Source organism: Streptococcus taoyuanensis (genome assembly GCF_029589235.1).
Lineage (GTDB): Bacteria > Bacillota > Bacilli > Lactobacillales > Streptococcaceae > Streptococcus > Streptococcus taoyuanensis.
Genome location: NZ_JARQVW010000001.1, coordinates 26,887 through 51,076 on the forward strand (window position 1 = coordinate 26,887; position 24,190 = coordinate 51,076).

The 24,190-nt window shown below is 42.3% G+C and carries 24 protein-coding genes and 1 riboswitch; of the genes, 22 read left to right on the plus strand and 2 right to left on the minus strand.

Features of this window, described 5'->3' with window-relative positions; genetic code table 11:
• Window positions 1-150 precede the first annotated feature (150 nt).
• The 7 genes from P5Y91_RS00130 (at window position 151) to ilvD (ending at window position 8,000) form a co-directional block, all read left to right on the plus strand.
• Window positions 151-747: a hypothetical protein gene (locus tag P5Y91_RS00130; protein ID WP_023918094.1), complete on the plus strand. Its 597-nt coding sequence runs from the start codon at window positions 151-153 to the stop codon at window positions 745-747.
• Window positions 748-789: 42 nt separating this feature from the next.
• The gene (locus P5Y91_RS00135; RefSeq protein ID WP_277838648.1) at window positions 790-1,515 is read left to right on the plus strand and encodes an alpha/beta fold hydrolase; all 726 of its coding nucleotides are present in this window, start codon (window positions 790-792) and stop codon (window positions 1,513-1,515) included.
• A 182-nt stretch (window positions 1,516-1,697) separates the two neighbouring features.
• On the plus strand, window positions 1,698-2,681 hold the full coding sequence (gene guaC, locus P5Y91_RS00140) for a GMP reductase (protein WP_021153179.1): 984 nt from the start codon (window positions 1,698-1,700) through the stop codon (window positions 2,679-2,681).
• Window positions 2,671-2,766: riboswitch (purine riboswitch) on the plus strand. (Overlaps the previous gene by 11 nt.)
• Before the next feature lie 91 nt (window positions 2,767-2,857).
• Window positions 2,858-3,439 (plus strand): xanthine phosphoribosyltransferase, encoded by a 582-nt coding sequence (locus P5Y91_RS00145; protein WP_003001484.1) that lies wholly within the window; start codon window positions 2,858-2,860, stop codon window positions 3,437-3,439.
• Window positions 3,439-4,701 (plus strand): nucleobase:cation symporter-2 family protein, encoded by a 1,263-nt coding sequence (locus P5Y91_RS00150; RefSeq protein ID WP_277838650.1) that lies wholly within the window; start codon window positions 3,439-3,441, stop codon window positions 4,699-4,701. Before P5Y91_RS00145 ends, P5Y91_RS00150 begins: the two co-directional genes overlap by 1 nt.
• Window positions 4,702-4,811: 110 nt before the next feature.
• The gene (locus tag P5Y91_RS00155; RefSeq protein WP_277838652.1) at window positions 4,812-6,155 is read left to right on the plus strand and encodes an MATE family efflux transporter; all 1,344 of its coding nucleotides are present in this window, start codon (window positions 4,812-4,814) and stop codon (window positions 6,153-6,155) included.
• Between the two features lie 126 nt (window positions 6,156-6,281).
• Complete coding sequence (gene ilvD / locus P5Y91_RS00160; RefSeq protein ID WP_223345113.1) at window positions 6,282-8,000, plus strand: dihydroxy-acid dehydratase; 1,719 nt, start codon at window positions 6,282-6,284, stop codon at window positions 7,998-8,000.
• Between the two features lie 59 nt (window positions 8,001-8,059).
• Here ilvD and P5Y91_RS00165 read toward each other — a convergent pair whose 3' ends face one another.
• Window positions 8,060-8,242, minus strand: a complete 183-nt coding sequence (locus P5Y91_RS00165; protein WP_001117401.1) for a 4-oxalocrotonate tautomerase — start codon at window positions 8,240-8,242, stop codon at window positions 8,060-8,062.
• Window positions 8,243-8,356: 114 nt separating this feature from the next.
• Here P5Y91_RS00165 and P5Y91_RS00170 point away from each other — a divergent pair, with 114 nt between their 5' ends.
• The 9 genes from P5Y91_RS00170 (at window position 8,357) to P5Y91_RS00210 (ending at window position 16,093) form a co-directional block, all read left to right on the plus strand.
• Complete coding sequence (locus P5Y91_RS00170; protein WP_003007269.1) at window positions 8,357-8,941, plus strand: thymidine kinase; 585 nt, start codon at window positions 8,357-8,359, stop codon at window positions 8,939-8,941.
• 21 nt (window positions 8,942-8,962) lie between these two features.
• Window positions 8,963-9,442, plus strand: coding sequence for a GNAT family N-acetyltransferase (locus tag P5Y91_RS00175; protein ID WP_223345114.1), 480 nt, complete (start codon window positions 8,963-8,965; stop codon window positions 9,440-9,442).
• A 9-nt stretch (window positions 9,443-9,451) separates the two neighbouring features.
• A complete protein-coding gene (prfA, locus tag P5Y91_RS00180) occupies window positions 9,452-10,531 on the plus strand; it encodes a peptide chain release factor 1 (protein ID WP_003007273.1) in 1,080 nt (359 codons plus the stop codon).
• Window positions 10,531-11,367: a peptide chain release factor N(5)-glutamine methyltransferase gene (gene prmC / locus P5Y91_RS00185; protein ID WP_277838661.1), complete on the plus strand. Its 837-nt coding sequence runs from the start codon at window positions 10,531-10,533 to the stop codon at window positions 11,365-11,367. The genes prfA and prmC overlap by 1 nt, the downstream gene beginning before the upstream one ends.
• Window positions 11,354-11,968 (plus strand): L-threonylcarbamoyladenylate synthase, encoded by a 615-nt coding sequence (locus P5Y91_RS00190; protein ID WP_277838662.1) that lies wholly within the window; start codon window positions 11,354-11,356, stop codon window positions 11,966-11,968. Before prmC ends, P5Y91_RS00190 begins: the two co-directional genes overlap by 14 nt.
• Window positions 11,969-12,003: 35 nt before the next feature.
• On the plus strand, window positions 12,004-13,260 hold the full coding sequence (gene glyA / locus P5Y91_RS00195; RefSeq protein ID WP_277838663.1) for a serine hydroxymethyltransferase: 1,257 nt from the start codon (window positions 12,004-12,006) through the stop codon (window positions 13,258-13,260).
• 8 nt (window positions 13,261-13,268) lie between these two features.
• Complete coding sequence (locus tag P5Y91_RS00200; protein WP_277838665.1) at window positions 13,269-14,243, plus strand: nucleoid-associated protein; 975 nt, start codon at window positions 13,269-13,271, stop codon at window positions 14,241-14,243.
• Window positions 14,243-14,845, plus strand: a complete 603-nt coding sequence (locus tag P5Y91_RS00205) for a lysozyme family protein (protein ID WP_277838666.1) — start codon at window positions 14,243-14,245, stop codon at window positions 14,843-14,845. The genes P5Y91_RS00200 and P5Y91_RS00205 overlap by 1 nt, the downstream gene beginning before the upstream one ends.
• A 237-nt stretch (window positions 14,846-15,082) precedes the next feature.
• On the plus strand, window positions 15,083-16,093 hold the full coding sequence (locus tag P5Y91_RS00210; protein WP_277838667.1) for a DUF1002 domain-containing protein: 1,011 nt from the start codon (window positions 15,083-15,085) through the stop codon (window positions 16,091-16,093).
• Window positions 16,094-16,266: 173 nt separating this feature from the next.
• Here P5Y91_RS00210 and guaA read toward each other — a convergent pair whose 3' ends face one another.
• Window positions 16,267-17,832: a glutamine-hydrolyzing GMP synthase gene (gene guaA, locus P5Y91_RS00215; RefSeq protein ID WP_061591075.1), complete on the minus strand. Its 1,566-nt coding sequence runs from the start codon at window positions 17,830-17,832 to the stop codon at window positions 16,267-16,269.
• 128 nt (window positions 17,833-17,960) lie between these two features.
• Here guaA and P5Y91_RS00220 point away from each other — a divergent pair, with 128 nt between their 5' ends.
• From P5Y91_RS00220 to P5Y91_RS00245, 6 genes are all read left to right on the plus strand, one after another.
• On the plus strand, window positions 17,961-18,659 hold the full coding sequence (locus P5Y91_RS00220) for a GntR family transcriptional regulator (RefSeq protein ID WP_003007291.1): 699 nt from the start codon (window positions 17,961-17,963) through the stop codon (window positions 18,657-18,659).
• A 239-nt stretch (window positions 18,660-18,898) separates the two neighbouring features.
• A complete protein-coding gene (locus tag P5Y91_RS00225; RefSeq protein ID WP_277838669.1) occupies window positions 18,899-20,176 on the plus strand; it encodes a glycosyltransferase in 1,278 nt (425 codons plus the stop codon).
• Window positions 20,173-21,150, plus strand: a complete 978-nt coding sequence (locus P5Y91_RS00230) for an NAD-dependent epimerase/dehydratase family protein (protein WP_277838670.1) — start codon at window positions 20,173-20,175, stop codon at window positions 21,148-21,150. Before P5Y91_RS00225 ends, P5Y91_RS00230 begins: the two co-directional genes overlap by 4 nt.
• Complete coding sequence (locus P5Y91_RS00235) at window positions 21,125-21,952, plus strand: MBL fold metallo-hydrolase (protein ID WP_277838672.1); 828 nt, start codon at window positions 21,125-21,127, stop codon at window positions 21,950-21,952. The genes P5Y91_RS00230 and P5Y91_RS00235 overlap by 26 nt, the downstream gene beginning before the upstream one ends.
• Window positions 21,918-23,183, plus strand: coding sequence for a F390 synthetase-related protein (locus P5Y91_RS00240; RefSeq protein ID WP_277838673.1), 1,266 nt, complete (start codon window positions 21,918-21,920; stop codon window positions 23,181-23,183). The genes P5Y91_RS00235 and P5Y91_RS00240 overlap by 35 nt, the downstream gene beginning before the upstream one ends.
• Window positions 23,184-23,195: 12 nt before the next feature.
• A complete protein-coding gene (locus P5Y91_RS00245) occupies window positions 23,196-24,140 on the plus strand; it encodes a 3-oxoacyl-[acyl-carrier-protein] synthase III C-terminal domain-containing protein (protein ID WP_070665794.1) in 945 nt (314 codons plus the stop codon).
• Window positions 24,141-24,190: the final 50 nt, after the last annotated feature.

Here is a 24,190-nt window from a genome sequence, read left to right on the forward strand (position 1 = left end):
AAATAATACAGTTTAAAAGTATTTCATGAGACTGTGAAATGCTTTAAAATTTCGCCACATTTCAAATCTTTATATTCCGTTTCGTTAGGAATAGCGATGGAAAGCCAACCAAATATGCTATACTGAAGTAGATAGAAGGAGGAGCGACTGATGAGCAGAAAGTGGGTAAAGATCATTGCTATTTTAATTTTCATCCTATCCGGTAGTTACTTTGTCTACAATAAACTAACGAAGCCGAATCTTGGACCGAAAACAACAAAGCTCTATAAGCATGGTTTTCTTTTGCTAGAAGAACAAATCGGAACCTACATCAAAGAACACTATACTGGGATTGAGAAGATTGAGTTCTCCCCAATCTACGTTACTGAAGAAGGGTCAACATTCTCAAATGCCTATGTGCGTCCGACGATCTATGACAAGTATGGAAATAAAGCTACTCTGGGAGATAAAATAAAGAAATTTATTCCATTAAGTTATGGATTGATTTCAGACATTGTTCTTGATTTTGATGGAGGTGGCAATGAAGTCATTGAGTTACTGGACTCAAATGGCAAACCTGTAGACGTTTCAAATGAGGAGCATTTGCCTAAGAGAGCTATACTCACAGAGGCAAGTAGTACAGATGAAAATATTGAATTATTAGTAGAAGATGGTCAGTTAATAGGAGTCGTAAAGGATGATAAAGGAAGCCCTGGTGCAGAAATTGTTTATAATACGGAACTCCATAAAGGAGACGCGAGAGAGTAGCGCTAACCAATGAAATAGAATGAAAAAGAAAGGACAAAACACATGCAGTATTATTTTATTGGTGGCCTAGGTGGTAATAGCTACCATCTGGCTCCACTTATTGAAAAACTAGGCTTTCCTGTGACCTTTCTAGATCCCTATAGGAAGATGATTCAGACAGAAAACGATCTTCGTGCTTGGTTTCAAGAGCAGATCGGCCAGGTGGAAGAGATCTGTTTATTTGGGCATTCCTTGGGTGGAGATTTGGCTCGTTATCTGTCTGCTGAGTTTCCTCAGATCCAGGCTTTGATTCTCCTTGATGGGGGTTATCTGGATATGGAAAAGATCCTGCCTCTTGAAGAAGAGCTAGAAGGAACTTCGTCCTTCATGCAGCAGCAAGTCTTTGCGACTTTAGAAGAAGCTGTGTTAGCAGAATTCGGTGAGGAAGCAGATCCTACGCCTATAGCGCGAAAAGCAGTAGAGGCTAGCTATCGCTGGAATCCAGCGAGTGAACAATATGAATTAAATCTGGATCTCGAAAAGGTCATGGCTTTATTGCGTCTACGGCGTCAGATCCAGACTTACCAGATTCCACTGGCCGACCTGCCTGCCCTTTTTATTGGACCTCGGTACCAAGAAGAACCGGAATGGAGAAAAGACGCTCTGAAGCAGATAGATCCCCAGATCGAGCAAGTCTTGCTAGATGGTTTGGGGCACGAACTGTATACAGAGGCGCCTGAAATTGTAGCTAGAGAAGTGAACAATTGGCTCCAAAATGTTCATAAATAAAACCTGTTTCTCTTTTTGAAACGGGTTTTTGTCTTGTAATTTCCGAACGTTATTTCCTATAAAATCATTCCCATTGCATTAGGTCCGTATCTTTGGTATAATCTATCAAGGAAACGTCAAGAGACGTAGCGATGCGCTTGCGCATAGGTAGGTCAGTTTTTAGAAAAGAGATTTTTCAATCTATGTTAAATGAATTTCCTATTTTCGACTATGAAGATATTCAGTTGATTCCCAACAAATGTATCATCAATAGCCGGTCAGAAGCAGATACAACCGTCCAATTTGGAAAGCATACCTTCAAGCTTCCAGTCGTTCCTGCCAATATGCAGACGATTTTAGATGAGAATGTCGCAGAGCAGTTGGCGCGTGGTGGTTACTTCTACATCATGCACCGTTTTGATGAAGCGGGTCGGATTCCTTTTGTCAAACGCATGCATGATCAAGGTTTGATCGCTTCCATTTCGGTTGGTGTTAAGGAATACGAATACGACTTTGTGAGTCAATTAAAGGCAGATGCGCCTGAGTACATCACTATTGATATCGCACACGGTCATGCGGATAGTGTCATTCGGATGATTCAACACATCAAGAAAGAATTACCAGATACCTTTGTCATTGCTGGAAATGTTGGAACTCCTGAAGCTGTTCGTGAATTGGAAAATGCGGGAGCTGATGCGACTAAGGTCGGAATCGGCCCTGGTAAGGTTTGTATCACCAAAGTGAAGACTGGATTTGGTACAGGTGGTTGGCAATTGGCTGCTCTTCGCTGGTGCTCAAAAGCAGCGCGTAAGCCAATCATTGCGGATGGTGGTATTCGGACTCATGGTGATATTGCCAAATCGATTCGTTTCGGGGCATCTATGGTCATGATCGGTTCTCTCTTTGCAGGACATATTGAAAGTCCTGGTAAAACAGTAGAGATTGATGGAGAGTCTTTCAAAGAGTACTATGGATCTGCTTCAGAGTACCAAAAAGGTGCTTATAAAAACGTCGAAGGTAAGAAGATTTTATTGCCTGCCAAGGGTCATTTGCAAGATACCTTGACAGAAATGGAACAAGATTTGCAAAGTTCGATCTCTTATGCAGGAGGCCGAAAATTAGCAGATTTGAAACATGTTGACTATGTGATCGTTAAGAATTCTATCTGGAATGGCGATGCACACTAATTGAATTACTTATTTATTTCACGAATAGGCGTGATGTTTCTACAAGGTGCCGGAACACCTAACAATAAGTAAGTCGGGATTATTTCTCTTTCTAGAGAGATTTCAAGGCTTGCTTAGCAGGCCTTTTTGTATTTTGTGAATGAAGTAGAGGATTTTTTAAAAAAGTAGGAGGAAGTATGAAATTACTTGAAGAGCGCATCTTAAAAGATGGCAATGTTTTAGGTGAGAATATCCTCAAGGTGGACTCCTTTTTGACCCACCAAGTGGATTTCAAATTGATGAAAGAAATTGGTCAGACTTTTGCGGACCGGTTCAAAGATGCTGGCGTGACCAAAGTCGTGACCATTGAAGCATCTGGGATTGCACCTGCCCTTTATGTAGCTGAAGCACTGGATGTTCCCATGATCTTTGCTAAAAAGGCGAAAAACATCACGATGAATGAGGGCATCTTGACGGCTGAGGTTTATTCCTTTACCAAGCAAGTCACCAGCACAGTTTCGATTGCTGGTAAATTCTTGGATCCATCAGATAAGGTTTTGATCATTGACGATTTCCTTGCAAATGGGCAAGCAGCCAAAGGCTTGATTCAAATCATCGAACAAGCCGGGGCTCAAGTCGAAGCGATTGGGATCGTGATTGAAAAATCCTTCCAAGATGGACGGGGATTGTTAGAAGAGTTGGGATATCCAGTTGTATCCCTCGCACGTTTGGACCGTTTTGAAAATGGTCAGGTTGTATTCAAGGAGGCAGACATCTAATGCAAAAACAAGAAAGCCATTCACAGGCGGCCATTCTAGGCTTGCAACATCTTTTGGCCATGTATTCGGGATCTATTTTGGTGCCGATCATGATCGCAGGAGCTTTGGGCTATAACGCTCATCAACTAACCTACCTCATCTCTACAGATATCTTCATGTGTGGGGTCGCAACTTTCCTTCAAGTGCAGCTCAATAAATACTTTGGGATCGGTCTTCCGGTAGTCCTTGGGGTTGCCTTCCAGTCGGTAGCACCTCTTAGCATGATCGGAGCTAGCCATGGTAGTGGGGCTATGTTTGGTGCCTTGATTGTCTCAGGGATTTATGTCATCCTTGTCTCTGGTTTCTTCTCTAAGATTGCTAATCTCTTCCCATCTATTGTAACGGGATCTGTTATTACAACCATTGGTTTGACTTTGATTCCAGTAGCGATTGGAAATATGGGAAATAATGCGCCAAAACCAACCGTTCAAAGCTTGATTTTGGCTGTGGTGACTATTCTCATCATTTTAGTTGTTAATATCTATACGACTGGTTTTATTAAATCCATTTCAATTTTGATTGGTTTGATCACAGGTACTGCCATTGCGGCTTCTATGGGCTTGGTGGATTTCACACCTGTATCGCAAGCACCAGTGATTCACGTTCCAACGCCATTCTTCTTTGGAGCTCCTAAGTTTGAAATCACCTCCATCTTAATGATGTGTATCATCGCAACAGTTTCTATGGTGGAATCAACAGGTGTCTATCTTGCTCTTTCTGATATTACTAAAGATCCAATTAATAGCACGCGCCTTCGCAATGGTTATCGCGCTGAAGGGTTGGCCGTCCTTCTCGGCGGTATCTTCAACACCTTCCCTTACACCGGATTCTCACAAAACGTTGGCTTGGTGAAATTGTCTGGTATCAAGACTCGTCTTCCAATCTACTATGCGGCTGGTTTCCTTGTTCTTCTTGGTCTCCTTCCTAAGTTTGGTGCTTTGGCACAAATCATTCCAAGTCCAGTTCTTGGGGGAGCGATGCTAGTCATGTTTGGTTTTGTATCGATTCAAGGGATGCAGATCCTTGCGCGTGTTGATTTTGAACACAATGAGAACAATTTCTTGATCGCTGCTGTATCGATTGCTGCAGGGGTTGGTTTGAACAACAGCACTCTCTTCAACGGCCTTCCAACAGGATTCCAAATGTTCTTTGCGAACGGAATTGTCGTTGCCAGTGTCTTGGCGATCGTTCTCAATGCTATTTTAAACCGTAACAAACACTAATCTCACATGAACCGGAGGTCCTTGGATCTTCGGTTTTTTTGACTTTTAAAGAAACATATAGTAGAGTGGAAGAGGAGAAAATCTTATTTGATGAGAAGAGAGTTAGAATCATGTATGTAACCTATCACTTTAAAGAGCGCTTACGCTTGTTTTTGAGTCTATTTTTGCCGATTTTGATCTATCAATTGGCCAATTATTCGGCCAGCTTTGTCGATACAGCCATGACTGGTCAGTACCGGACCCTTGATTTGGCTGGTGTTTCTACAGCTACCAGTCTGTGGAATCCATTTTTTACTTTTCTGACAGGGATTGTCTCTGCGCTGACACCGATTGTTGGGCATCATTTAGGAAAGGGAAATAAAGAACGGATTGCTGGCGATTTTTACCAATTCCTCTATCTGTCATTTGGTATGGCCATTCTCTTAATAGGCTTTGTTTGGGGGATTGCACCCATGATTCTCAAGCAGATCGGCTTAGAAAATGTTGTTGCTCAAATAGCCATTCGCTACTTATATTTCCTTTCTCTAGGAATCTTACCCTTGTTGCTCTTTAGTATCGTGCGGACCTTCCTTGATACGTTGGGAATGACGCGACTATCGATGTACTTGATGCTCTTGCTCTTGCCTTTGAATGCTTGTTTTAACTATATCTTGATCTATGGGGTATTTGGTTTTCCTGAGATGGGAGGAGCGGGAGCAGGTCTTGGAACCTCTCTGGCCTACTGGGTCTTGCTGGCTATTGCAGTTTTGATCTTGTGCAAGCACCCTAAGGTAGCATCTTTCCAATTGTGGAAGCCACAACCTTATGATTTTAAAGGGATGAAAGAAATATTGCGCCTTGGGCTTCCAATCGGTGGAATTGTTTTTGCAGAAGTCATCATCTTCTCGCTGGTTGGTCTGTTAATGGCAAAATTCCCATCACTTACCATTGCGAGTCACCAATCGGCCATGAATTTTTCTACCCTGATGTATGCTTTCCCGGTTAGTATCTCCAGTACCATGGCGATTATCGTATCTTATGAACTGGGAGCAGGAAGACCAGAAGTGGTCAAACAATATTGCCGTTTGGGCCGGCTGACAGCCTTTGGCTTTGCCATTATCACCCTGGTCTTTCTCTATACATTCCGCTTCCAACTAGCAGGGCTATATGGCAAGGATCCAGTCTTTATCCAACAAACAGCTATTTTCATGACCTATAGTCTCTTTTTCCAAGTAGCCGATACCTTCGCAGCACCCCTACAAGGGATTTTGCGGGGCTATAAGGATACAACGGTTCCGTTCTTATTAGGTGTCTTTAGTTATTGGTGTATCTCTATCCCACTAGGGATTTTCCTTGATCATGTGATCAACCTTGGTCCATATGCTTATTGGATCGGCCTTATTTCTAGCCTTGTCGTAAGTGGAATTTGTTACCAACTTCGGCTCTGGCAGATCGAAAGAAAGCAAACAAACTAGAATGAAGTCTGGGAAACCAGGCTTTTTGTCTACCGTAAATTTCATAAATTTTCTGAAAGTTCTTGACAATTGATATCAAAGTGGTAAGATTAGGAGGTAGAAATGAAGAACTAGAAGGAGAACAAGATGAGAAGTGATATGATCAAAATGGGGATCGACCGAGCACCAGCGCGTGGTCTCCTCTATGCAACAGGGCAAGTAAAATCAGCAAAGGATATGCAAAAGCCCTTTATTGCCATTTGTAACTCCTATATTGATATCGTTCCAGGCCATGTTCACCTGCGTGAATTAGCAGATGTTGCTAAGGAAGCTATTCGCGAGGCTGGTGGGATTCCTTTTGAATTTAATACCATCGGGGTCGATGATGGAATTGCTATGGGACATATCGGGATGCGTTATAGTTTGCCATCACGCGAGTTGATCGCAGATGCTGCTGAAACAGTCATCAATGCCCACTGGTTTGATGGTGTTTTCTATATTCCCAACTGTGATAAGATTACACCAGGTATGATTTTGGCAGCCATGCGGACCAATGTGCCTGCCGTATTTTGTTCTGGTGGACCCATGAAGGGTGGCGTTGACATGACAGGGCATCAGGCGACGCTCTCAAGTTTGTTTGAAGCTGTCGGTACTTATCAAGCTGGTGATATGGGCATGGATGAACTGGATTTCTTGGAAAAAAATGCCTGTCCAACCTGTGGCTCTTGCTCTGGTATGTTTACTGCCAATTCCATGAACTGTTTGATGGAAGTATTAGGCCTTGCTCTTCCTGGAAATGGTACCATCCTAGCTGTCTCAGATGAACGCCGGGAATTGGTTCGCCAAGCGGCCAAACAATTGGTAGAGAATATTAAAAAGGATATCCGCCCACGGGATATTGTGACCAAAGAAGCCATCGACGATGCCTTTGCGCTCGATATGGCCATGGGTGGTTCTACCAATACTGTGCTTCATACACTCGCTATTGCGCGTGAAGCAGGGATTGACTATGATCTCAAAGATATCAACGAAATTGCCAAGAAGACACCTTATCTTTCTAAAATTGCCCCTTCAAGTATTTATACTATGCATGATGTGCATGAAGCTGGTGGTGTTCCAGCCATTATCAATCAGTTGATCAAAAAAGGTGCCATTAAGGGTGATCGTATCACAGTTACTGGTAAAACCTTGAAAGAAAATGTAGCTGGTGCTGAAATCAAAAATGAAGAAATTATCCATCCAATCGAGCATCCTATTTCACCTGTAGGTGGTTTGTCGATCCTCTACGGAAATATTGCTCAGGATGGAGCTGTTATCAAGGTCGGTGGGGTCGATCCGTCTGTGACCACTTTCCGTGGTAAAGCTATTTGTTGCGATTCACAAGATCAAGCCCTTGAGTTGATTGACAATGGAACAGTCAAGAAGGGACATGTCGTTGTCATTCGTTACGAGGGTCCTCAGGGTGGTCCTGGTATGCCAGAGATGTTGGCACCAACTTCTAAGATTGTCGGACGCGGTCTTGGTAAGGATGTGGCACTGATTACGGATGGTCGTTTCTCAGGAGCTACTCGTGGGATTGCTATTGGTCATGTTTCTCCAGAAGCGGCAGAAGGTGGTAATATCGCCCTAATCAAAGATGGGGATGAAATCGTGATCGATCTTCCAAATCGTACTATTGATTTGCTTGTCGATGATGCCACTCTTTCAGAACGTCGCAAACATTTGAAACCTTTCAAATCAAAAATCTCCAGCGGTTGGTTGCGTCGTTATACAGCCTTTGCCAAATCAGCCAATGTCGGCGGAACCTTGATGAGTGACGAAGAATTCGAAGAACGGAAAGCAGAACGTCAAGCCCAAGAAAAATAAGAAAAAGCCTTTCCTGCTATGTGATATCACAAGCAAGAAAGGCTTTTTTAGTGGAACCATTATTTGGTGCGCATTTCACCTTGAGGGAAGTAGGTTCCTTCAGGCATATCGTTAATGATGACGTGAACTGCTGACTGAGGAGCACCAGTATTGCGAACAACAGCTTCGGTTACTTCCTTGGCCAAGGCTTTCTTTTGTTCCAAGGTGCGTCCTTCAAATAGGTCAATTCGTACAAATGGCATATGGCCACCTCCTAAATTTTTTATAGGACTATTTTATCACATTTTGGGATACAAAGCTTAGCGAAATTATGGTAAAATGATAATGAAACACATTTTAGAGAGAACAAAAGGAAAATGGCACAATTATATTATAAATATGGGACCATGAACTCGGGGAAAACCATTGAGATCTTGAAGGTGGCCCATAATTATGAAGAGCAAGGAAAGAGCGTCGTCATCATGACCTCGGCAATCGATACACGAGATGGAGTAGGAGTGGTTTCTAGTCGGATCGGTATGAAACGAGAAGCCGTTGCAATTGAAGACGATACGGATATCTTTGGCTTTATTAAAAACCAAACAATCAAACCTTACTGTGTCTTAATCGATGAAGCTCAGTTTTTGAAACGCCACCATGTCTATGATTTGGCAAGAGTCGTGGATGAACTGGATGTGCCGGTGATGGCTTTTGGCCTCAAAAATGATTTCCGAAATGAACTCTTTGAAGGTTCCAAACACCTCCTCTTGTTAGCCGACAAGATCGAGGAGATCAAAACCATCTGCCAATACTGTTCCCGCAAGGCAACCATGGTCTTGCGTACCCAAGCAGGTAAACCTGTCTATGATGGAGAGCAGATCCAGATCGGTGGACACGAGACCTATATCTCCGTTTGCCGCAAGCATTATTTTAATCCAGACATTCCAACTGAAAGCGTCTAGAACGTTTTAGAGAGGATAATAATGTCTATTTGTTTAAAAGATATTATAATAGAGAATTATTTTGACGTTTTAAATCTAGAAGTTCATCCAAACCAAAGGAATTTTATTGCATCCAATTCCATTAGCTTAGCTGAAGCCTATGTATATGATAAAAATGGTGATTTTATAGCTCCCTTAGCAGTTTATGATAAGGAAGTATTAGTTGGTTTTGTTATGATTGCCTATGACCAGAAAATTGGAATCAGCAAGGGGAACTACTTGTTATTTCGTTTTATGATCGATAAACGATTTCAAGGTTTAGGCTATTTTAAACCGACTATGGATGCAGTCATTGACTTTGTTCGAACAGAGCCAGCTGGAAAAGCAAGAAGTCTTTGGTTATCTTATGAACCGGAAAATAATCAAGCGAGATCTTGCTATCTCCATTATGGATTTAAAGAAACTGGCGAAGTCATAGAAGACGAAATTGTAGCAATCTATGATCTAACAACCAAGAATTAAGGAGCAAACATGAATATCTATGATCAACTACAAGCTGTAGAAGACCGATACGAAGAGTTAGGAGAATTATTGAGTGACCCAGATGTGGTCTCTGATACCAAACGCTTTATGGAGCTTTCAAAAGAAGAGGCTTCCACTCGTGATACGGTGACAGCCTACCGTGAGTACAAGCAAGTCCTTCAAAACATCGTTGACGCTGAGGAAATGATTAAGGAAGCAGGCGGCGATGCGGACTTGGAAGAAATGGCCAAGCAAGAGCTAAAAGATGCTAAGGCTGAAAAAGAAGAGTACGAAGAAAAACTGAAGATTTTACTTCTTCCAAAAGATCCAAACGATGACAAGAACATTATCTTGGAAATCCGTGGAGCAGCAGGAGGAGACGAAGCCCAATTGTTTGCTGGCGACCTTTTACAAATGTACCAAAAATACGCGGAAAGCCAAGGTTGGCGTTTTGAAGTCATGGAAGCTTCCTACAATGGTGTTGGTGGGATCAAAGAAGTCGTAGCCATGGTTTCTGGTCAATCGGTTTATTCAAAACTCAAGTATGAATCTGGTGCCCACCGGGTGCAACGGGTTCCTGTGACAGAAAGCCAAGGTCGTGTCCATACCTCAACTGCCACAGTTCTGGTCATGCCAGAAATCGAAGAAGTCGAGTACGACATCGATCCAAAAGACCTTCGGATTGACATCTACCACGCATCTGGTGCGGGTGGACAGAACGTCAACAAGGTCGCTACAGCCGTTCGTATCGTCCACTTGCCAACCAATATCAAGGTCGAGATGCAGGAAGAACGGACCCAACAGAAGAACCGTGAAAAAGCCATGAAGATCATCCGTGCGCGTGTGGCTGACCACTTTGCTCAGATTGCCCAAGACGAGCAAGACGCTGAGCGGAAGTCTACTATCGGTACTGGTGACCGTTCAGAGCGGATCCGGACTTACAACTTCCCTCAAAACCGTGTGACTGATCACCGGATTGGCTTGACCCTTCAAAAATTGGACACCATCTTATCTGGTAAATTAGATGAAGTGGTCGATGCTTTGGTCTTGTATGATCAAACACAAAAACTAGAAGAGTTGAATAAATAATGTTGTTGGGACCATTATTAGCCCAGTATGAAGAAGAATTAATAGCCGTTGGAGAGGAAGCAGAAAGCCTCTCCTTCGCGTATCGAGCTTTAAAAAACTGGACCTTTACAGACTTTGTCCTGGCCTTGCAAAAAGAAGTGGAAGTAGAGGATCAGGCCTTGCTTCTATCCATCTTTGAGCAGCTGAAACATCACGTCCCTGCCCAGTATATTATTGGTAGTGCAGAATTCTGTGGCCATGTTTTTACAGTTGATGAGCGCGTGCTGATTCCACGACCAGAAACTGAGGAGTTGGTCGCTCTCATACTTGAGGAAAACGATGGGGAAGCCTTAAGAGTTCTGGATATTGGAACAGGAAGTGGTGCCATTGCCATTAGCCTAGCCCTTGCTAGACCTAACTGGCAGATTCAAGCTAGTGATGTGTCAGAGGAGGCCTTAGCCCTAGCTCAAAAAAATGCCCAGCAGTTAGAAGCAGTCGTTTCCTTTAAATCTTCGGATGTACTAGATGATCTAAAAAGTCCTTACGACTTGATTGTTTCCAATCCACCCTATATCTCGCGTGATGATCTAGAAGAAGTTGGAGCTAATGTATTAGCCTCTGAACCTCACTTAGCTCTCTTTGCAGACCGTGATGGATATGCTATCTACGAAAAGATTGCCCGGCAAGCACCAAGTGTTTTAACACCAAAAGGAAAGATCTATCTAGAAATTGGCTATAAGCAAGGAAGCAAGGTAAAAGAGCTTTTTCAAGAGGCATTTCCCGACAAACGCATTCGCGTTCTGAAAGACCAATTTGGACAAGATAGAATGGTAGTAGTAGACAATGGATCACATTGAGAAAGAATTAGAAGCAGGACGTGCGGTTATTCTGCCAACTGAAACAGTCTATGGTATTTTTGCCAAAGCTTTGGATCAAGAGGCAGTTGATTATATTTACGAATTAAAACGTAGACCCAGAGAGAAAGCCCTGAACTTGAATGTAGCAGACGAAGAAGATATTCGAATTTATTCGAAAAATCAACCTAGCTATTTAACAAAACTGATTGAATCATTTTTACCTGGGCCTTTAACTATTATTCTTCAGGCTAATGAAAAGGTGCCAGAATGGATTCATTCAGGGATGTCTACGGTTGGCTTTCGGATGCCAGCCCATCCGAAAACATTGGAATTAATTCGTAAATATGGTCCTTTAGTTGGTCCTTCTGCAAATCTATCTGGACATGCAAGTGGAACAAAGTATAAGTCTATTGTAAAAGAATTTGATCAGGTAATTCCTGGCTTTGAGGACGATGCTTTCCTTACTGGCCAAGATTCGACTATCCTAGATATTTCTGGGACCAAAGCAAGGATTTTACGACAAGGGTCGATTACGAAAGCTGATTTGCTTCAACAAGTGCCCGAGCTTTCTTTTGAGGAAGATGACCTTCCTCTGTCATAATGTATATAAAAAATTATTTAATAAGGAGTAGACCTATGATTTTTGATAAAGAAGACTACAAAGCCTATGATGCAGACCTATGGAATGCTATTTCCAAAGAAGAGGAACGCCAACAAAACAATATCGAGTTGATTGCTTCTGAAAATGTCGTCTCTAAGGCAGTGATGGCTGCTCAAGGGTCTATTCTGACAAATAAATATGCTGAAGGCTACCCTGGTCGTCGTTACTATGGCGGGACAGATGTGGTTGATGTGGTCGAAAGTCTCGCGATCGAACGGGCCAAAGAAATCTTTGGGGCTAAATTTGCCAACGTTCAACCGCATTCAGGAAGTCAGGCAAACTGTGCTGCTTATATGGCCTTGATTGAGCCTGGTGATACTGTTATGGGGATGGATTTAGCTGCCGGTGGTCATTTGACGCACGGAGCTTCTGTGAGCTTCTCTGGTCAAACCTATAACTTTGTGTCTTATAGTGTAGATCCTGAAACAGAGCTCTTGGATTTTGACGCCATCTTAAAACAAGCTCAAGAAGTCAAACCAAAACTCATTGTTGCTGGTGCCTCAGCCTACTCTCATATTATTGATTTCTCAAAATTCCGTGAGATTGCAGATGCAGTAGGAGCTAAGCTCATGGTTGATATGGCCCATATCGCTGGTCTCGTGGCAGCAGGTCTTCATCCAAGTCCAGTTCCTTATGCCCATATCACGACCACGACCACTCACAAGACCCTTCGTGGACCTCGTGGAGGCCTAATCTTGACCAATGATGAGGAATTGGCTAAGAAAATTAACTCTGCTATTTTCCCTGGTATTCAAGGAGGACCGTTGGAGCATGTCATTGCAGCCAAAGCTGTCGCCTTCAAAGAAGCGCTGGATCCTGCCTTTAAAGAGTATGCAGCTAACGTGATTAAGAACAGTCAGGCCATGGCTGATGTCTTCTTGCAAGATCCAGATTTCCGAGTTATTTCAGGAGGAACAGAGAACCACCTTTTCCTTGTCGACGTCACTAAAGTCGTTGAAAATGGGAAAGTGGCGCAAAACTTGTTGGATGAAGTTAATATCACTCTCAACAAGAACTCTATTCCTTATGAAACCTTGTCTCCATTTAAGACCAGTGGGATTCGGATTGGTGCAGCAGCTATCACCGCTCGTGGTTTTGGTGAAAAAGAAAGTCGCACCGTTGCTAAACTCATGATCAAAGCGCTAAAGAATGCGGATAATCAAGAAGTATTAGATGAAGTGCGTAGCCAAGTCAAAGCCTTGACAGACGCCTTTCCACTTTACGAGGACTAAACCATCTTATGGATATTTACGTAAAAAAAGCCATCATTCATCAATTTAGCCCAGACGATACCGATCTCTATCTAGCGGACAAATTCCTGAATATCACCCCAAAAATTGAGGAATACTTGCGCAAAAAGATTGAACGGGTCTATTCTGATGAAGCTAGGACCGGTATTTTCGAAGAGGACAATCCTTTTCTTGAGCTGATCTCAGACGACCTACTAGAAAGTTCAGTAGCCGTAGCCAATCGCTGGAAGGAAGAATTTGTCGTCTCTGAGAATCAAAAAACCAACGATTTGATTTTTGTTGATTTTTCAAAAGAAGGGGTGGACCACTTTGCTTTTCTTCGGATTGCCTTACGGGAAACCTTGACGCATCTTGGCGGTGAAGTGGACAATCCGATTAAGTTGACACAAAATAATCTACCTGGTTTTGGGACTGGTGCTGATGAGGCTTTGGTCATTAATCTTCAAAGCCGCAAATACCACTTGATTGAAAAAAGAATCAAGTACAATGGGACGTTCTTAAATTATTTTTCTGAGAATTTGTTGCAGGCGCAACCTAAGATCTCGCCTAAAAAGTCGATCAAAGCACTAGAAAAAACAGCCCAGCGTATTGCGGAAAGCTTTAACACGGATGATTTTCAATTTCAATCAAAGGTTAAATCAGCTATTTTCAACCATATTGAGGAAGAAAATAAACTCTCTCCTGAGAAATTAGCGGATGATCTCTTCGACGACAATCTGACTGCCCGGCTTAGTTTTATTGACCAAGTTAAAGAAGCTGTACCAGAGCCTGTCACCTTTGAAGAGATTGATGCAAGTCGCCAGTTGAAGAAGTTCGAAAATCAGAAATTGTCATTGTCAAATGGAATTGAACTGATCGTTCCGAATAATGTCTATGAAGATGCAGAGTCTGTTGAATTCATTCTAAACGAGAACGGGACCTATTCTATTTTGATCAAAAATATTGAGGATATACAGAGTAAATAATGATTAAACGCATAGTGAAGATCTTTTTTATCATCTTACTGTTATTTGGAATCTACAAGGGAATTCAAATTCACCATGATGTTAAGCAAGTCATGCAGTACCGCTCCCTGGTTAGAGAAGTCCTTGCTGAGGAGGATACCACAGCCAATGAAAACCTCATTCTGGCTATGATCTATACAGAGACCAAAGGTCGTGAGGACGATGTCATGCAGGCGAGTGAGAGTGCAAGTGGTGAGACCAATACTATTAGTGATAATAAGGCCAGTATTCGCCAAGGAATTCAAACTCTTTCAGATGAGTTAAAAGAAGCCAAGAAAAAAGGCGTTGATAGCTGGACTGCGGTTCAAGCCTATAATTTTGGGAAAGACTACATCGATTACGTCGCAAAACACGGTGGAACAAATTCCCTAGAGTTGGCCCGCGCTTATTCACGGGATGTAGTAGCGCCAAGTCTTGGCAATGTAACCGGTGAGACTTATCTTTACCTCCACCCTATCTCTCTTTTAAACGGGATGGAACTCTACATTAATGGGGGCAATATTTATTATTCCCGTTTGGTAGAAACCAATATGACGATTATGAAGTTATTTTCATGGTTTTAATCATTTTCCAGAGAGCCGATTGGCTCTTTTTAAAGTTGATCAATTCTGCCTCCGATTTTTAGGGAAAATAAAAATGTCATGCATTCTTAAAAAAACTGTAAGCTAGTTTTAAGAAATCAACTGTATAATGAAAATCGAAGTGGGTAAACTCTTTATTTACTTCTTTTTTCATCCCTAGTGAGGTGAGAAAAGTAATAAGAGATTCCAGATTTGATTTGAATTAGAAAGAAGAAAAAGATGAAATTAAAGAAGATTGCATTGTTTGTAATAACGACTTTGGCCTTGTTTACCGCTGTCCCTCGGGTTTCTGCAGATAGCAATGTGCAGAAAGTCATCGACGAAACCTATGTCAAACCAGACTATGTTTTGGGCTATTCGCTGGACCAAAGTCAAATCGAACAAACCTTGAGTCTCTTGAACTACGATAGTTCAAAAGATAAAGAAGAGTGGAAGACCATGACACCAGAGGTTTATTCTTCGATTATGAACGTTGCGAACGATGATAGTTTGGAACTTTATTCCTCTGTTAAAATTCAAAAATTAGGTAAAAATAAGCCACTAGAAGTGAATATCGTGACACCTCAAAACATCACCAAGGTCACTGCAGATATGTATCGTAATGCAGCCGTTACACTTGGATTAGAGCATGCTCAAATTACAGTAGCTTCCCCTATCCAAGTGACCGGAGAAAGTGCCTTGGCTGGGATCTATTACTCGCTTGAGAAAAATGGTGCCAAAGTTTCTCAAGAAAGCAAAGATCTGGCCCAAGAAGAGTTAAAGACTCTATCCGGGATCAATGAAGAGAACGCTAGTAAGAAAAACTTCGATGCGGATAAGTTAAACGTAGCATTGACCGACATAAAAACGGCAGTAGCCAATGCCAAACAGAACAATCAGGATTTAAGCAAGGATGATATTCGAAAGATCGTCGAAGAAACTCTGAAAAATTATAAGCTGGATACAACTGTAACAGGTGATCAGATTAATTTGATCGTGAATTTCGCAGTCAACCTCTCAAAGAGTAGCGTCATCAGTAGCAAAAGCTTTACGAAGACCTTGTCGGACTTGAAAGATAGTATCGTAGACAAGGCAGGCGATACCTTTAATAATATCAATCTCAATTTTGATACAAATGCTATTCTAAAAGACAGTGGAAACTTCTTCACAAATGCGTGGAATGCCATTGCTGGCTTCTTCGGAGCCATCTGGAATGCCATTGTCAAATTCTTTAGTGGTTTAGTTGGCTAAAAATAGCACGAAAGCACTGCAGACAATAAGTCAGAGTGCTTTTTGTGTGTGATTTCCTATTTTTATACTTAATTAGATATTTTATGTTATGCTCGTGAATCAAGGTCCCCCGGACCTTAAACTCGCTTTTCTATTTCTTGGCTCGTGAAAAAAAGGTCCCCCGGACCTTTTTTTTATTCCCACTCTACAGTTGCAGGTGGTTTACTTGTGATATCGTAGACGATGCGGTTGACGTGGTCAACTTCGTTTACGATACGGACTGAGATTTTTTGGAGTACTTCCCATGGAATCTTCGCGAAGTCAGCTGTCATTCCATCGATAGAAGTGATAGCACGGATGGCAATAGTGTAGTCGTAGGTACGGCCGTCACCCATAACCCCTACTGAACGAACGCCTGTGTTGACAGTGAAGTATTGCCAGATATCGCGGTCAAGACCAGCTTTGGCGATTTCTTCACGGAGGATAGCGTCTGATTCACGAACGGTTTCGAGTTTTTCTTCAGTGATTTCTCCCATAACACGGATGGCAAGACCTGGTCCTGGGAATGGTTGGCGCCATACGATGTGGTCTGGCATACCAAGCTCAGTACCAAGCGCACGAACTTCATCTTTATAAAGAGTATTCAGTGGCTCGATCAGTTCAAACTGCATGTCTTCTGGAAGTCCACCCACATTGTGGTGAGACTTGATGGTTTGAGCAGTATCGGTACCAGACTCGATCACGTCAGTGTAGAGTGTTCCTTGAGCAAGGAATTTCACGTCTTTCAATTTGCTTGCTTCGTCATCAAAGACATAAACAAACTCGTTACCGATGATCTTGCGTTTTTGTTCTGGATCAGACACACCAGCTAACTTATCAAGGAAACGTTTTGCAGCGTCTGCTTTAACAATGTTCAAACCAAACTTACCACCAAGCATCTCCATCACTTGATCTGCTTCCCCTTTACGAAGAAGACCGTGGTCTACAAAGATACAGATCAATTGATCGCCGATGGCTTTTTGAAGGAGAACCCCAACAACAGAAGAGTCAACACCACCTGAAAGACCAAGAAGGACACGTTTGTCTCCGACGGTTTCACGGATTTTTTTGATCTGCATGTCAATGAAGTTGTCCATGGTCCAGTCACCTTTAGCCCCACAGATGTTCAAGGCAAAGTTACGCAAGATGTCATAACCGTGAACAGAGTGACGAACCTCAGGGTGAAATTGGATTCCGTAGATTTTCTTGTCTGGATTTTCAATGGATGCAAATGGACAGTCAGCAGAAGTACCAGTGCGGATAAAGTCAGCCGGAATTTCTGTAACAGCATCTCCATGGCTCATCAAAACCAATTGTTTGTCTGGTGTGCCGGCAAAAAGAGCAGAAGATTCTGTCAAAGTCAATTCAGATTGACCATATTCGCGGTTACCAGCATCACCTGCAGGAACGACCTTCCCACCCAATTTATGGGTCAACAATTGCATTCCGTAACAGATTCCAAGGATTGGAATACCAAGTTCGAAAATTTCAGGATCGATATCAAAAGAACCTTCCTCGTATACAGAGTTTGGTCCGCCTGAAAGAACGATCCCGACTGGATTGATTGCACGAACTTCATCAGCAGAAATCTTGTGGCTCTTCAACTCTGAGAAGACACCAATTTCACGAATACGCCGTGAAATAAGCTGATTGTATTGGCTACCGTAGTCAAGCACGATGATTTTTTCAACATCATGCAAATCAGTTGATAGGTTTGTCATCTTATCCCCTTCTTAAAGAAATTTACTTTCCTCTATTCTAACACAAAAGCCTTGTCTTTACCAATCTCTGATTGAAGAATTAGGAATTTTACGCTACAATAGAGATAACACAGAGAAAGAGCAAGGTTATGATTCCAGCTTACATTCAAATTCATGATCAGATTAAGTCTGAGATTGATCAAAAAATATGGAAAATCGGGGAGCGTCTTCCCAGCGAACGCGATCTAGCTGAGAAATTTCAAGTGAGTCGGATGACGCTTCGTCAGGCCATTACGCTTCTGGTTGAAGAAGGAGTGCTTGAAAGACGAGTAGGAAGTGGCACATTTATCACTAGCACGCGCGTCCAAGAAAAAATGCGAGGCACAACCAGTTTTACAGAAATTATGAAATCGCAAGGCAAGGAACCTTCTAGCCAAGTGATTTCTTACCGTAAAACCATTCCTAGCCTCCAAGAAGTGGACAAATTGGGCATTGATAAGACAGAAACCATCATTCGGATGGAGCGGGTCCGGTATGCCGATGGGATCCCTGTTGTTTATGAAGTGGCCTCTATTCCAGAGAAATTTATTAAGAATTTCAATCGTGAAGAGGTTACCAGCCATTTCTTCCAAACCTTGGAGCGTCATGGCTATAAGATTGGAAAGTCGCACCAGACCATCTATGCGCGATTGGCCAAGGATAAGATTGCGGAGTACTTACAGATTTCAAAAGGGCAGGCTATTTTAGGTCTGACACAGGTTTCCTATTTTGAAGATGGGACGGCTTTTGAGTATGTAAAAAGTCAGTATGTCGGCGAGCGGTTCGAATTTTATTTAGAAAATAACTAAGCTCGCAAATCGTAAAAATAGAAAACTCTTCAAATGTGTGAGAGGCTCACTCTCTTTGGCATTTGGGAGCTTTTTTAGGTTGAAATCATTCTTTCTAAATAGTGATAGTAAAGGCAACATTGAAAATTTTTAAAAATTTTTAAAAAAAATTTTATTTTTTCTTCAATTTTTGATTTTTTTTACGAATTAATAGATAGAAACTAGTTTTAGATCTAAAAAAAGATATAAGGCAGGAAAAAATGAAAAAAATTAAAATCGATGTGGTAGCTGTTCCCTTGAGTGGGCATCTGTACCCAACTTTAAATCTCGTTAAACCCTTATTAGATGATCCAACTATGGAAATCCGAGTTTTCACGGGTCCTCAGAAAAAAGCCGTCGCAGAAAGTCTCGGCTTCACGGTCGTTCCGATTCTAGAGGACAAAGTAGAAGAATTTGAACGCGCGGCGAATAACGATAAAAAACACAATCTCTTTTCAGCTTATCGGCAATTGTCTAGGAGTCTTGATTTGATTAATCATGTATCGGATCAATTGCTAGAGGAGTGGCGTGTCAACCGTCCAGATATTGTCATTGCTGACTTTATCACTCTATCAGCAGGCTTTGTGGCAGAAGAGTTGGAAATTCCTTGGATTACCACCATGGCAACCCAATTTGCAATCGAAACTCCTTATGGTCCTCCTTGCTTCTTCGGAGGGATGGGAATCGCGCGCACGAAGAAGGAAGAGAAGATCCAAGCACTATGCCGTAAACTCACGCGCATTGGAAAATACTGTGGGGCTTTCCTCTTACGCAAACGCTTAAAACGTTACAATTTCAAGTTGTACAATCAAAAAGGAGTGGAGACCATCTACTCTCCTTATGCCATCTTTGGAATTGGGATGATGGAGCTAGAGTTGAAAACACACTTCCCTCATCAATATGCGTGGCTTGGCCCTTTGGGGACTTCTCTTGAAAAAGCTGAAGATTATCCTTTAGATCTCAGTCCTTACGAGGACAAGACGAAGGTACTCGTGACATGTGGAACCCAGTTGCCTTGGGCGAAGGAGAATTTGCTAGAACAAACCAAGCAGTTGGCCAAAGAGCATCCAGAATGTCACTTTTTTGTCACTCTTGGAGATGGGGCAAAGGAATTCTCTGAAGAAGAAGTAGCGCCAAATGTGACGGTTGTCTCTTATCTGCCCTACAAAGAATATATTCCGCAGATGGACTATGTCATTCATCATGGAGGAGCTGGAATCTTTTATCAGTGTATTGAATTTAAGAAACCAGCCTTGATCTTGCCTCATGATTATGACCAATTTGACTATGCGACTCGAGGAGTAGAAGCAGGAATTGCCTTTCAAGCTCATCGCAATCGCACCGAAGAGATTCAAGCAGGTTTTAATGCCCTATTAGAAAAAGAATCTTGGGAAAAGTTAGAAAGACTAAACAAACTTTCAAAAACCTACAAGCCGTTGGATACCTTGGAGTTTGAAATTCAACGATTATTAAGACGTGGAACGGATGGGAAACTATGAAAATTCTTGTAACAGGCGCGACTGGCTTCCTTGGAAAATATGTGATCGATGAGTTGTTGGCTCACGATTATACCATTGTAGCCTTTGGCCGAAACGAAAAAATTGGGAAGGCTCTGGAAGGTGAGCGCGTCCAATTTATCAAAGGGGATTTGAGCTCTATTGAGGAATTAAGACAAGCCTTTCAGTCTGTTGATGCTGTGGTTCACGCTGGAGCTTTATCTTCAGCTTGGGGACCTTGGAAGGCCTTCTATCAGGCGAATGTAGTTGGCACTCAAAATGTCCTTGAATTGTGCCGTGAATATGCGGTAAAACGCTTGGTTTACGTATCTTCTCCTAGTATTTACGCAGCTGGAAAAGACCAATTAAACATCATGGAAAGTGATGCTCCAAAAGAAAATCACCTCAACAATTATATCCGAAGCAAATTGGCGTCCGAAAAACTTTTTTCTGACTATCCAGATGTGCCAAGTATCATCTTGCGTCCTAGAGGATTATTTGGTGTGGGGGATACCAGTATTTTGCCTCGTGTCTTACGCCTCAGTCGAAAAATTGGAATTCCTTTGATTCGAGGGGGAGAGCAGCTCATGGATATGACCTGTGTGGAAAATGTTGCCCTAGCCATTCGCTTGGCTCTGGAATCAAAAGAAGCACACGGACAAGTATATAATATTACAAATGGGGAACCAAAGACCTTTAAGTATTTGATCGAAACAACATTAAAGGGATTGGGAGAGCCGATCCGCTATCGGAAAATTCCGGCAGGTCTTGTAGCAGGTGCGGCCTATAGCCTGGAAGGAGTATATCGATTCTTTCATCTGAAAGCCGAACCCCCATTGACTCGCTATACCTATTATCTCCTTCGATATAGCCAAACTCTCGATATTCAAAAGGCCCAAACCGAACTTGGCTACTATCCAAAAATGACCATTGAAGAAGGGATTGACAACTATGTCCAACATGATCAAGCGCATTGATTATTTTCCAGCAGGCTATTGTAGCAGTCATTCCGGTCTCTTATTCAAAGGGATTCCGAATGAAAAAATGCAATTTCCAGCAGGTGTCTTTTTGATTCACCACCGTGAAAAAGGTTATATTTTGTACGATACCGGCTATCACTACGAGATTAAGAAAAAAGCTCGGTATTTTTGGTACCGTCTAGCCACCCCAATGCAGATGAAAAAAGAAGACCAGATCAATTATTTATTGCAAGAGCGTGGGATTGATCCAGCAGAAATTACTTATGTGATTCTTTCGCATTTGCACCCTGATCATCTCGGTGGAGCAGCCCTTTTCCCAAATGCTCATTTCTTTGTTACCCAGGAAGTCTATGAGGTGTACCAAAAACCGAAATTTAAAGATCTAATTTTTAAAGAGTTTTTGCCAGCTGATTTCAAAGATCGGGTGACTTGTCTCAAAGCAGATCAAAGGCATCCTGCTTTCCCCTATCGCCCGACTGCGGATCTTTTTGGTGATGGGAGCATTCTTGTTTCGTCCATCGATGGGCATGCGAGAGGGCAAGGCTGTCTTTATCTGGATGAGCTCAAGCTCTTTATTGGAGCAGATCTTTCTTGGGGAGTAGAGCTCTTGCCTTACACAGGGCAAATGCGACTGATTCCTTCCTTGGTTCAGGATGATAAGAAGGCTTATTTAAAAGGAGCTGATTTGCTGGAAACACTCTTGCAAGATGGCATTCAAGTTGTGGTCAGCCACGACCCGCAAGATCGGATTGAAAGGATTTTAAATGAAAAAAACAGTCTTTCTGAAAACCTTTATTGAAACCAGATGGTGCCATCGATTCCGTTCTAAGGAGGCCTTGAAGCGATACCAAGATAAACAATTGGCACGCTACCTTGCATTTATCACTTCTCAATCCCCCTATTTTCAAACCCATTCTCCCGAATCCTTTGGAACCATGGATAAAACCTTCATGATGACACATTTCAATGAACTCAATACCCTGGGAGTGGATCGAGATCAGGCTTTAGAGATGGCGATTCGCGGAGAACAAACACGAGATTTTACTGAGATGAATGGAGAAGTAGCAGTGGGCTTGTCTTCGGGGACTTCCGGCCACCGAGGAGTCTTTGTCACCACAGAAAAAGAAAGAAGTATGTGGGCTGCAGCGATTCTAGCCAAGATGCTACCGAAAGGAAAACTGTTTGGTCATCGCATTGCCTTTTTCTTACGAGCGGACAATGAACTCTATCAAACCATTAATTCAGGCCTTATTCGCTTGGAATATTTTGATATTTTCAAGGATAGCAAGGAGCATTTAGAGCGACTCAAAGACTATCAACCAACCATTGTGGTCGCACCAGCTTCAACCTTGATTGAGTTAGCCAACTATGTCAGCAATCAGCAACTTGCGATCCAACCTGTCAAGGTTGTTTCTGTTGCAGAGATTCTAGAAGATCGAGATGCTCAGACCATCGCCAAAGCTTTTCAACTAGACAAGGTTGATCAGGTCTACCAAGCGACAGAGGGATTTTTAGCTTGTACCTGTTCAGAAGGCAATCTACATCTCAACGAAGATATTTTGTATGTCGAAAAAGAGTATCTTGATGATAGCCGCTTTTATCCGATTATTACGGATTTCAAACGAACCAGTCAACCCATCTATCGCTACCGCCTCAATGATATTTTGGTGGAAGAAAAGTCCCCTTGCCCTTGTGGTTCCGTCTTTACTCGAATAGCAAAGATCGAAGGACGATCGGACGATATTTTCTATTTCAAAAAAGAAGATGGCAGTAGCCAGATGATCTATCCAGATTTTATTCGACGGTGCATTCTCTTTGTCGAAAATATTCAGGACTATCAAGTGACTCAGTTGGCAGATGGATCCATTACCATTGCCTTGAGTTACCGGACAGAGTCTATAGAGCATGCGATCTTTGCTCAATTTGAACTCTTAGCTCAGCAAAAACAATTCATTCTCCCAAGTATTCAATTTATCGATTACCAATGGGACCCAACACGTAAATTAAAACGTATTCAACGACTTCAATAAAAGGAGAATCCTATGACTACTGTAAAAAGACATTTGCAAATTAAAGGCTATGGAACAGCGCTTCCAGCTCATACCGTGACTTTTAAAGACCAAACTCGTTACCGCGTGAAAGAAGGAGAAGAAACACAGATTGATCTTGCAGCGCGTGCGATTGAAGCGGCTTTAAACCATGCGGGGCTTGAAATGGCAGACATCGACTGCCTTGTTTCGGCTAGTGCGGTTGGCGTTCAGCCCATTCCTTGTACAGCAGCTCTGATCCATGAGCGCGTGGCCAAGGGACTAACGATTCCTGCTATGGATATCAATACTACTTGTACCAGTTTTGTATCAGCTTTAAGCACTGTTTCTTATCTGATTGAAGGTGGAGAATACCAACGGGTGCTGATTGTATCTAGTGAAGTAGGGAGCCTAGGGCTGAATCCTAAACAAAAAGAAAGCTTTGAACTGTTTAGCGATGGAGCTGCAGCCTTTATCTTTGAAGCAACAAAGGAAGATAAAGGAATCATTGCTAGCATGCAACGTACCTGGTCTGAGGGAGCCCATGATACCGAAATTCGTGGTGGTTTGACAGCTTATCATCCGAAATTATACTCTGAAGCAACCAAGACCGATTTCATGTTTGACATGAAAGGGAAGAAGATTCTTTTGCTTTCTGCCCGTGTTATTCCAGAAATGTTCCAAGAATTCCAAGAGAAATCAGGCATTTCTAAAGATGCTGTAGACTATATTATTCCTCACCAAGCAAGTCGCGCCTTACCACTCGTCATGGACAAATTGGGAGTCGGCAAAGACAAGTACCTCAATATTGTCAGTGATTATGGAAATATGGTTTCAGTAGCCGTACCTTTCGGCCTAGCCTATGCATTGGATCATGGCTATGTGAAGGAAGGAGATACCATCTTCTTGATGGGAACTGCAGCAGGGATGACGGTCAATATGTTGGCACTGAAACTTTAATGATGAATCCTCTCATTTCAAGCTCAAAAAGCATCAAGTCCCGCTAGTCT

What these genes read in the sequence shown, in the direction of transcription:
- P5Y91_RS00130 (WP_023918094.1), top strand. Translation starts at nt 151, where the DNA reads ATGAGCAGAAAGTGGGTAAAGATCATTGCTATTTTAATTTTCATCCTA.
- P5Y91_RS00135 (WP_277838648.1), top strand. Translation starts at nt 790, where the DNA reads ATGCAGTATTATTTTATTGGTGGCCTAGGTGGTAATAGCTACCATCTG.
- guaC (WP_021153179.1), top strand. Translation starts at nt 1,698, where the DNA reads ATGTTAAATGAATTTCCTATTTTCGACTATGAAGATATTCAGTTGATT.
- P5Y91_RS00145 (WP_003001484.1), top strand. Translation starts at nt 2,858, where the DNA reads ATGAAATTACTTGAAGAGCGCATCTTAAAAGATGGCAATGTTTTAGGT.
- P5Y91_RS00150 (WP_277838650.1), top strand. Translation starts at nt 3,439, where the DNA reads ATGCAAAAACAAGAAAGCCATTCACAGGCGGCCATTCTAGGCTTGCAA.
- P5Y91_RS00155 (WP_277838652.1), top strand. Translation starts at nt 4,812, where the DNA reads ATGTATGTAACCTATCACTTTAAAGAGCGCTTACGCTTGTTTTTGAGT.
- ilvD (WP_223345113.1), top strand. Translation starts at nt 6,282, where the DNA reads ATGAGAAGTGATATGATCAAAATGGGGATCGACCGAGCACCAGCGCGT.
- P5Y91_RS00165 (WP_001117401.1), bottom strand. Translation starts at nt 8,242, where the DNA reads ATGCCATTTGTACGAATTGACCTATTTGAAGGACGCACCTTGGAACAA.
- P5Y91_RS00170 (WP_003007269.1), top strand. Translation starts at nt 8,357, where the DNA reads ATGGCACAATTATATTATAAATATGGGACCATGAACTCGGGGAAAACC.
- P5Y91_RS00175 (WP_223345114.1), top strand. Translation starts at nt 8,963, where the DNA reads ATGTCTATTTGTTTAAAAGATATTATAATAGAGAATTATTTTGACGTT.
- prfA (WP_003007273.1), top strand. Translation starts at nt 9,452, where the DNA reads ATGAATATCTATGATCAACTACAAGCTGTAGAAGACCGATACGAAGAG.
- prmC (WP_277838661.1), top strand. Translation starts at nt 10,531, where the DNA reads ATGTTGTTGGGACCATTATTAGCCCAGTATGAAGAAGAATTAATAGCC.
- P5Y91_RS00190 (WP_277838662.1), top strand. Translation starts at nt 11,354, where the DNA reads ATGGATCACATTGAGAAAGAATTAGAAGCAGGACGTGCGGTTATTCTG.
- glyA (WP_277838663.1), top strand. Translation starts at nt 12,004, where the DNA reads ATGATTTTTGATAAAGAAGACTACAAAGCCTATGATGCAGACCTATGG.
- P5Y91_RS00200 (WP_277838665.1), top strand. Translation starts at nt 13,269, where the DNA reads ATGGATATTTACGTAAAAAAAGCCATCATTCATCAATTTAGCCCAGAC.
- P5Y91_RS00205 (WP_277838666.1), top strand. Translation starts at nt 14,243, where the DNA reads ATGATTAAACGCATAGTGAAGATCTTTTTTATCATCTTACTGTTATTT.
- P5Y91_RS00210 (WP_277838667.1), top strand. Translation starts at nt 15,083, where the DNA reads ATGAAATTAAAGAAGATTGCATTGTTTGTAATAACGACTTTGGCCTTG.
- guaA (WP_061591075.1), bottom strand. Translation starts at nt 17,832, where the DNA reads ATGACAAACCTATCAACTGATTTGCATGATGTTGAAAAAATCATCGTG.
- P5Y91_RS00220 (WP_003007291.1), top strand. Translation starts at nt 17,961, where the DNA reads ATGATTCCAGCTTACATTCAAATTCATGATCAGATTAAGTCTGAGATT.
- P5Y91_RS00225 (WP_277838669.1), top strand. Translation starts at nt 18,899, where the DNA reads ATGAAAAAAATTAAAATCGATGTGGTAGCTGTTCCCTTGAGTGGGCAT.
- P5Y91_RS00230 (WP_277838670.1), top strand. Translation starts at nt 20,173, where the DNA reads ATGAAAATTCTTGTAACAGGCGCGACTGGCTTCCTTGGAAAATATGTG.
- P5Y91_RS00235 (WP_277838672.1), top strand. Translation starts at nt 21,125, where the DNA reads ATGTCCAACATGATCAAGCGCATTGATTATTTTCCAGCAGGCTATTGT.
- P5Y91_RS00240 (WP_277838673.1), top strand. Translation starts at nt 21,918, where the DNA reads ATGAAAAAAACAGTCTTTCTGAAAACCTTTATTGAAACCAGATGGTGC.
- P5Y91_RS00245 (WP_070665794.1), top strand. Translation starts at nt 23,196, where the DNA reads ATGACTACTGTAAAAAGACATTTGCAAATTAAAGGCTATGGAACAGCG.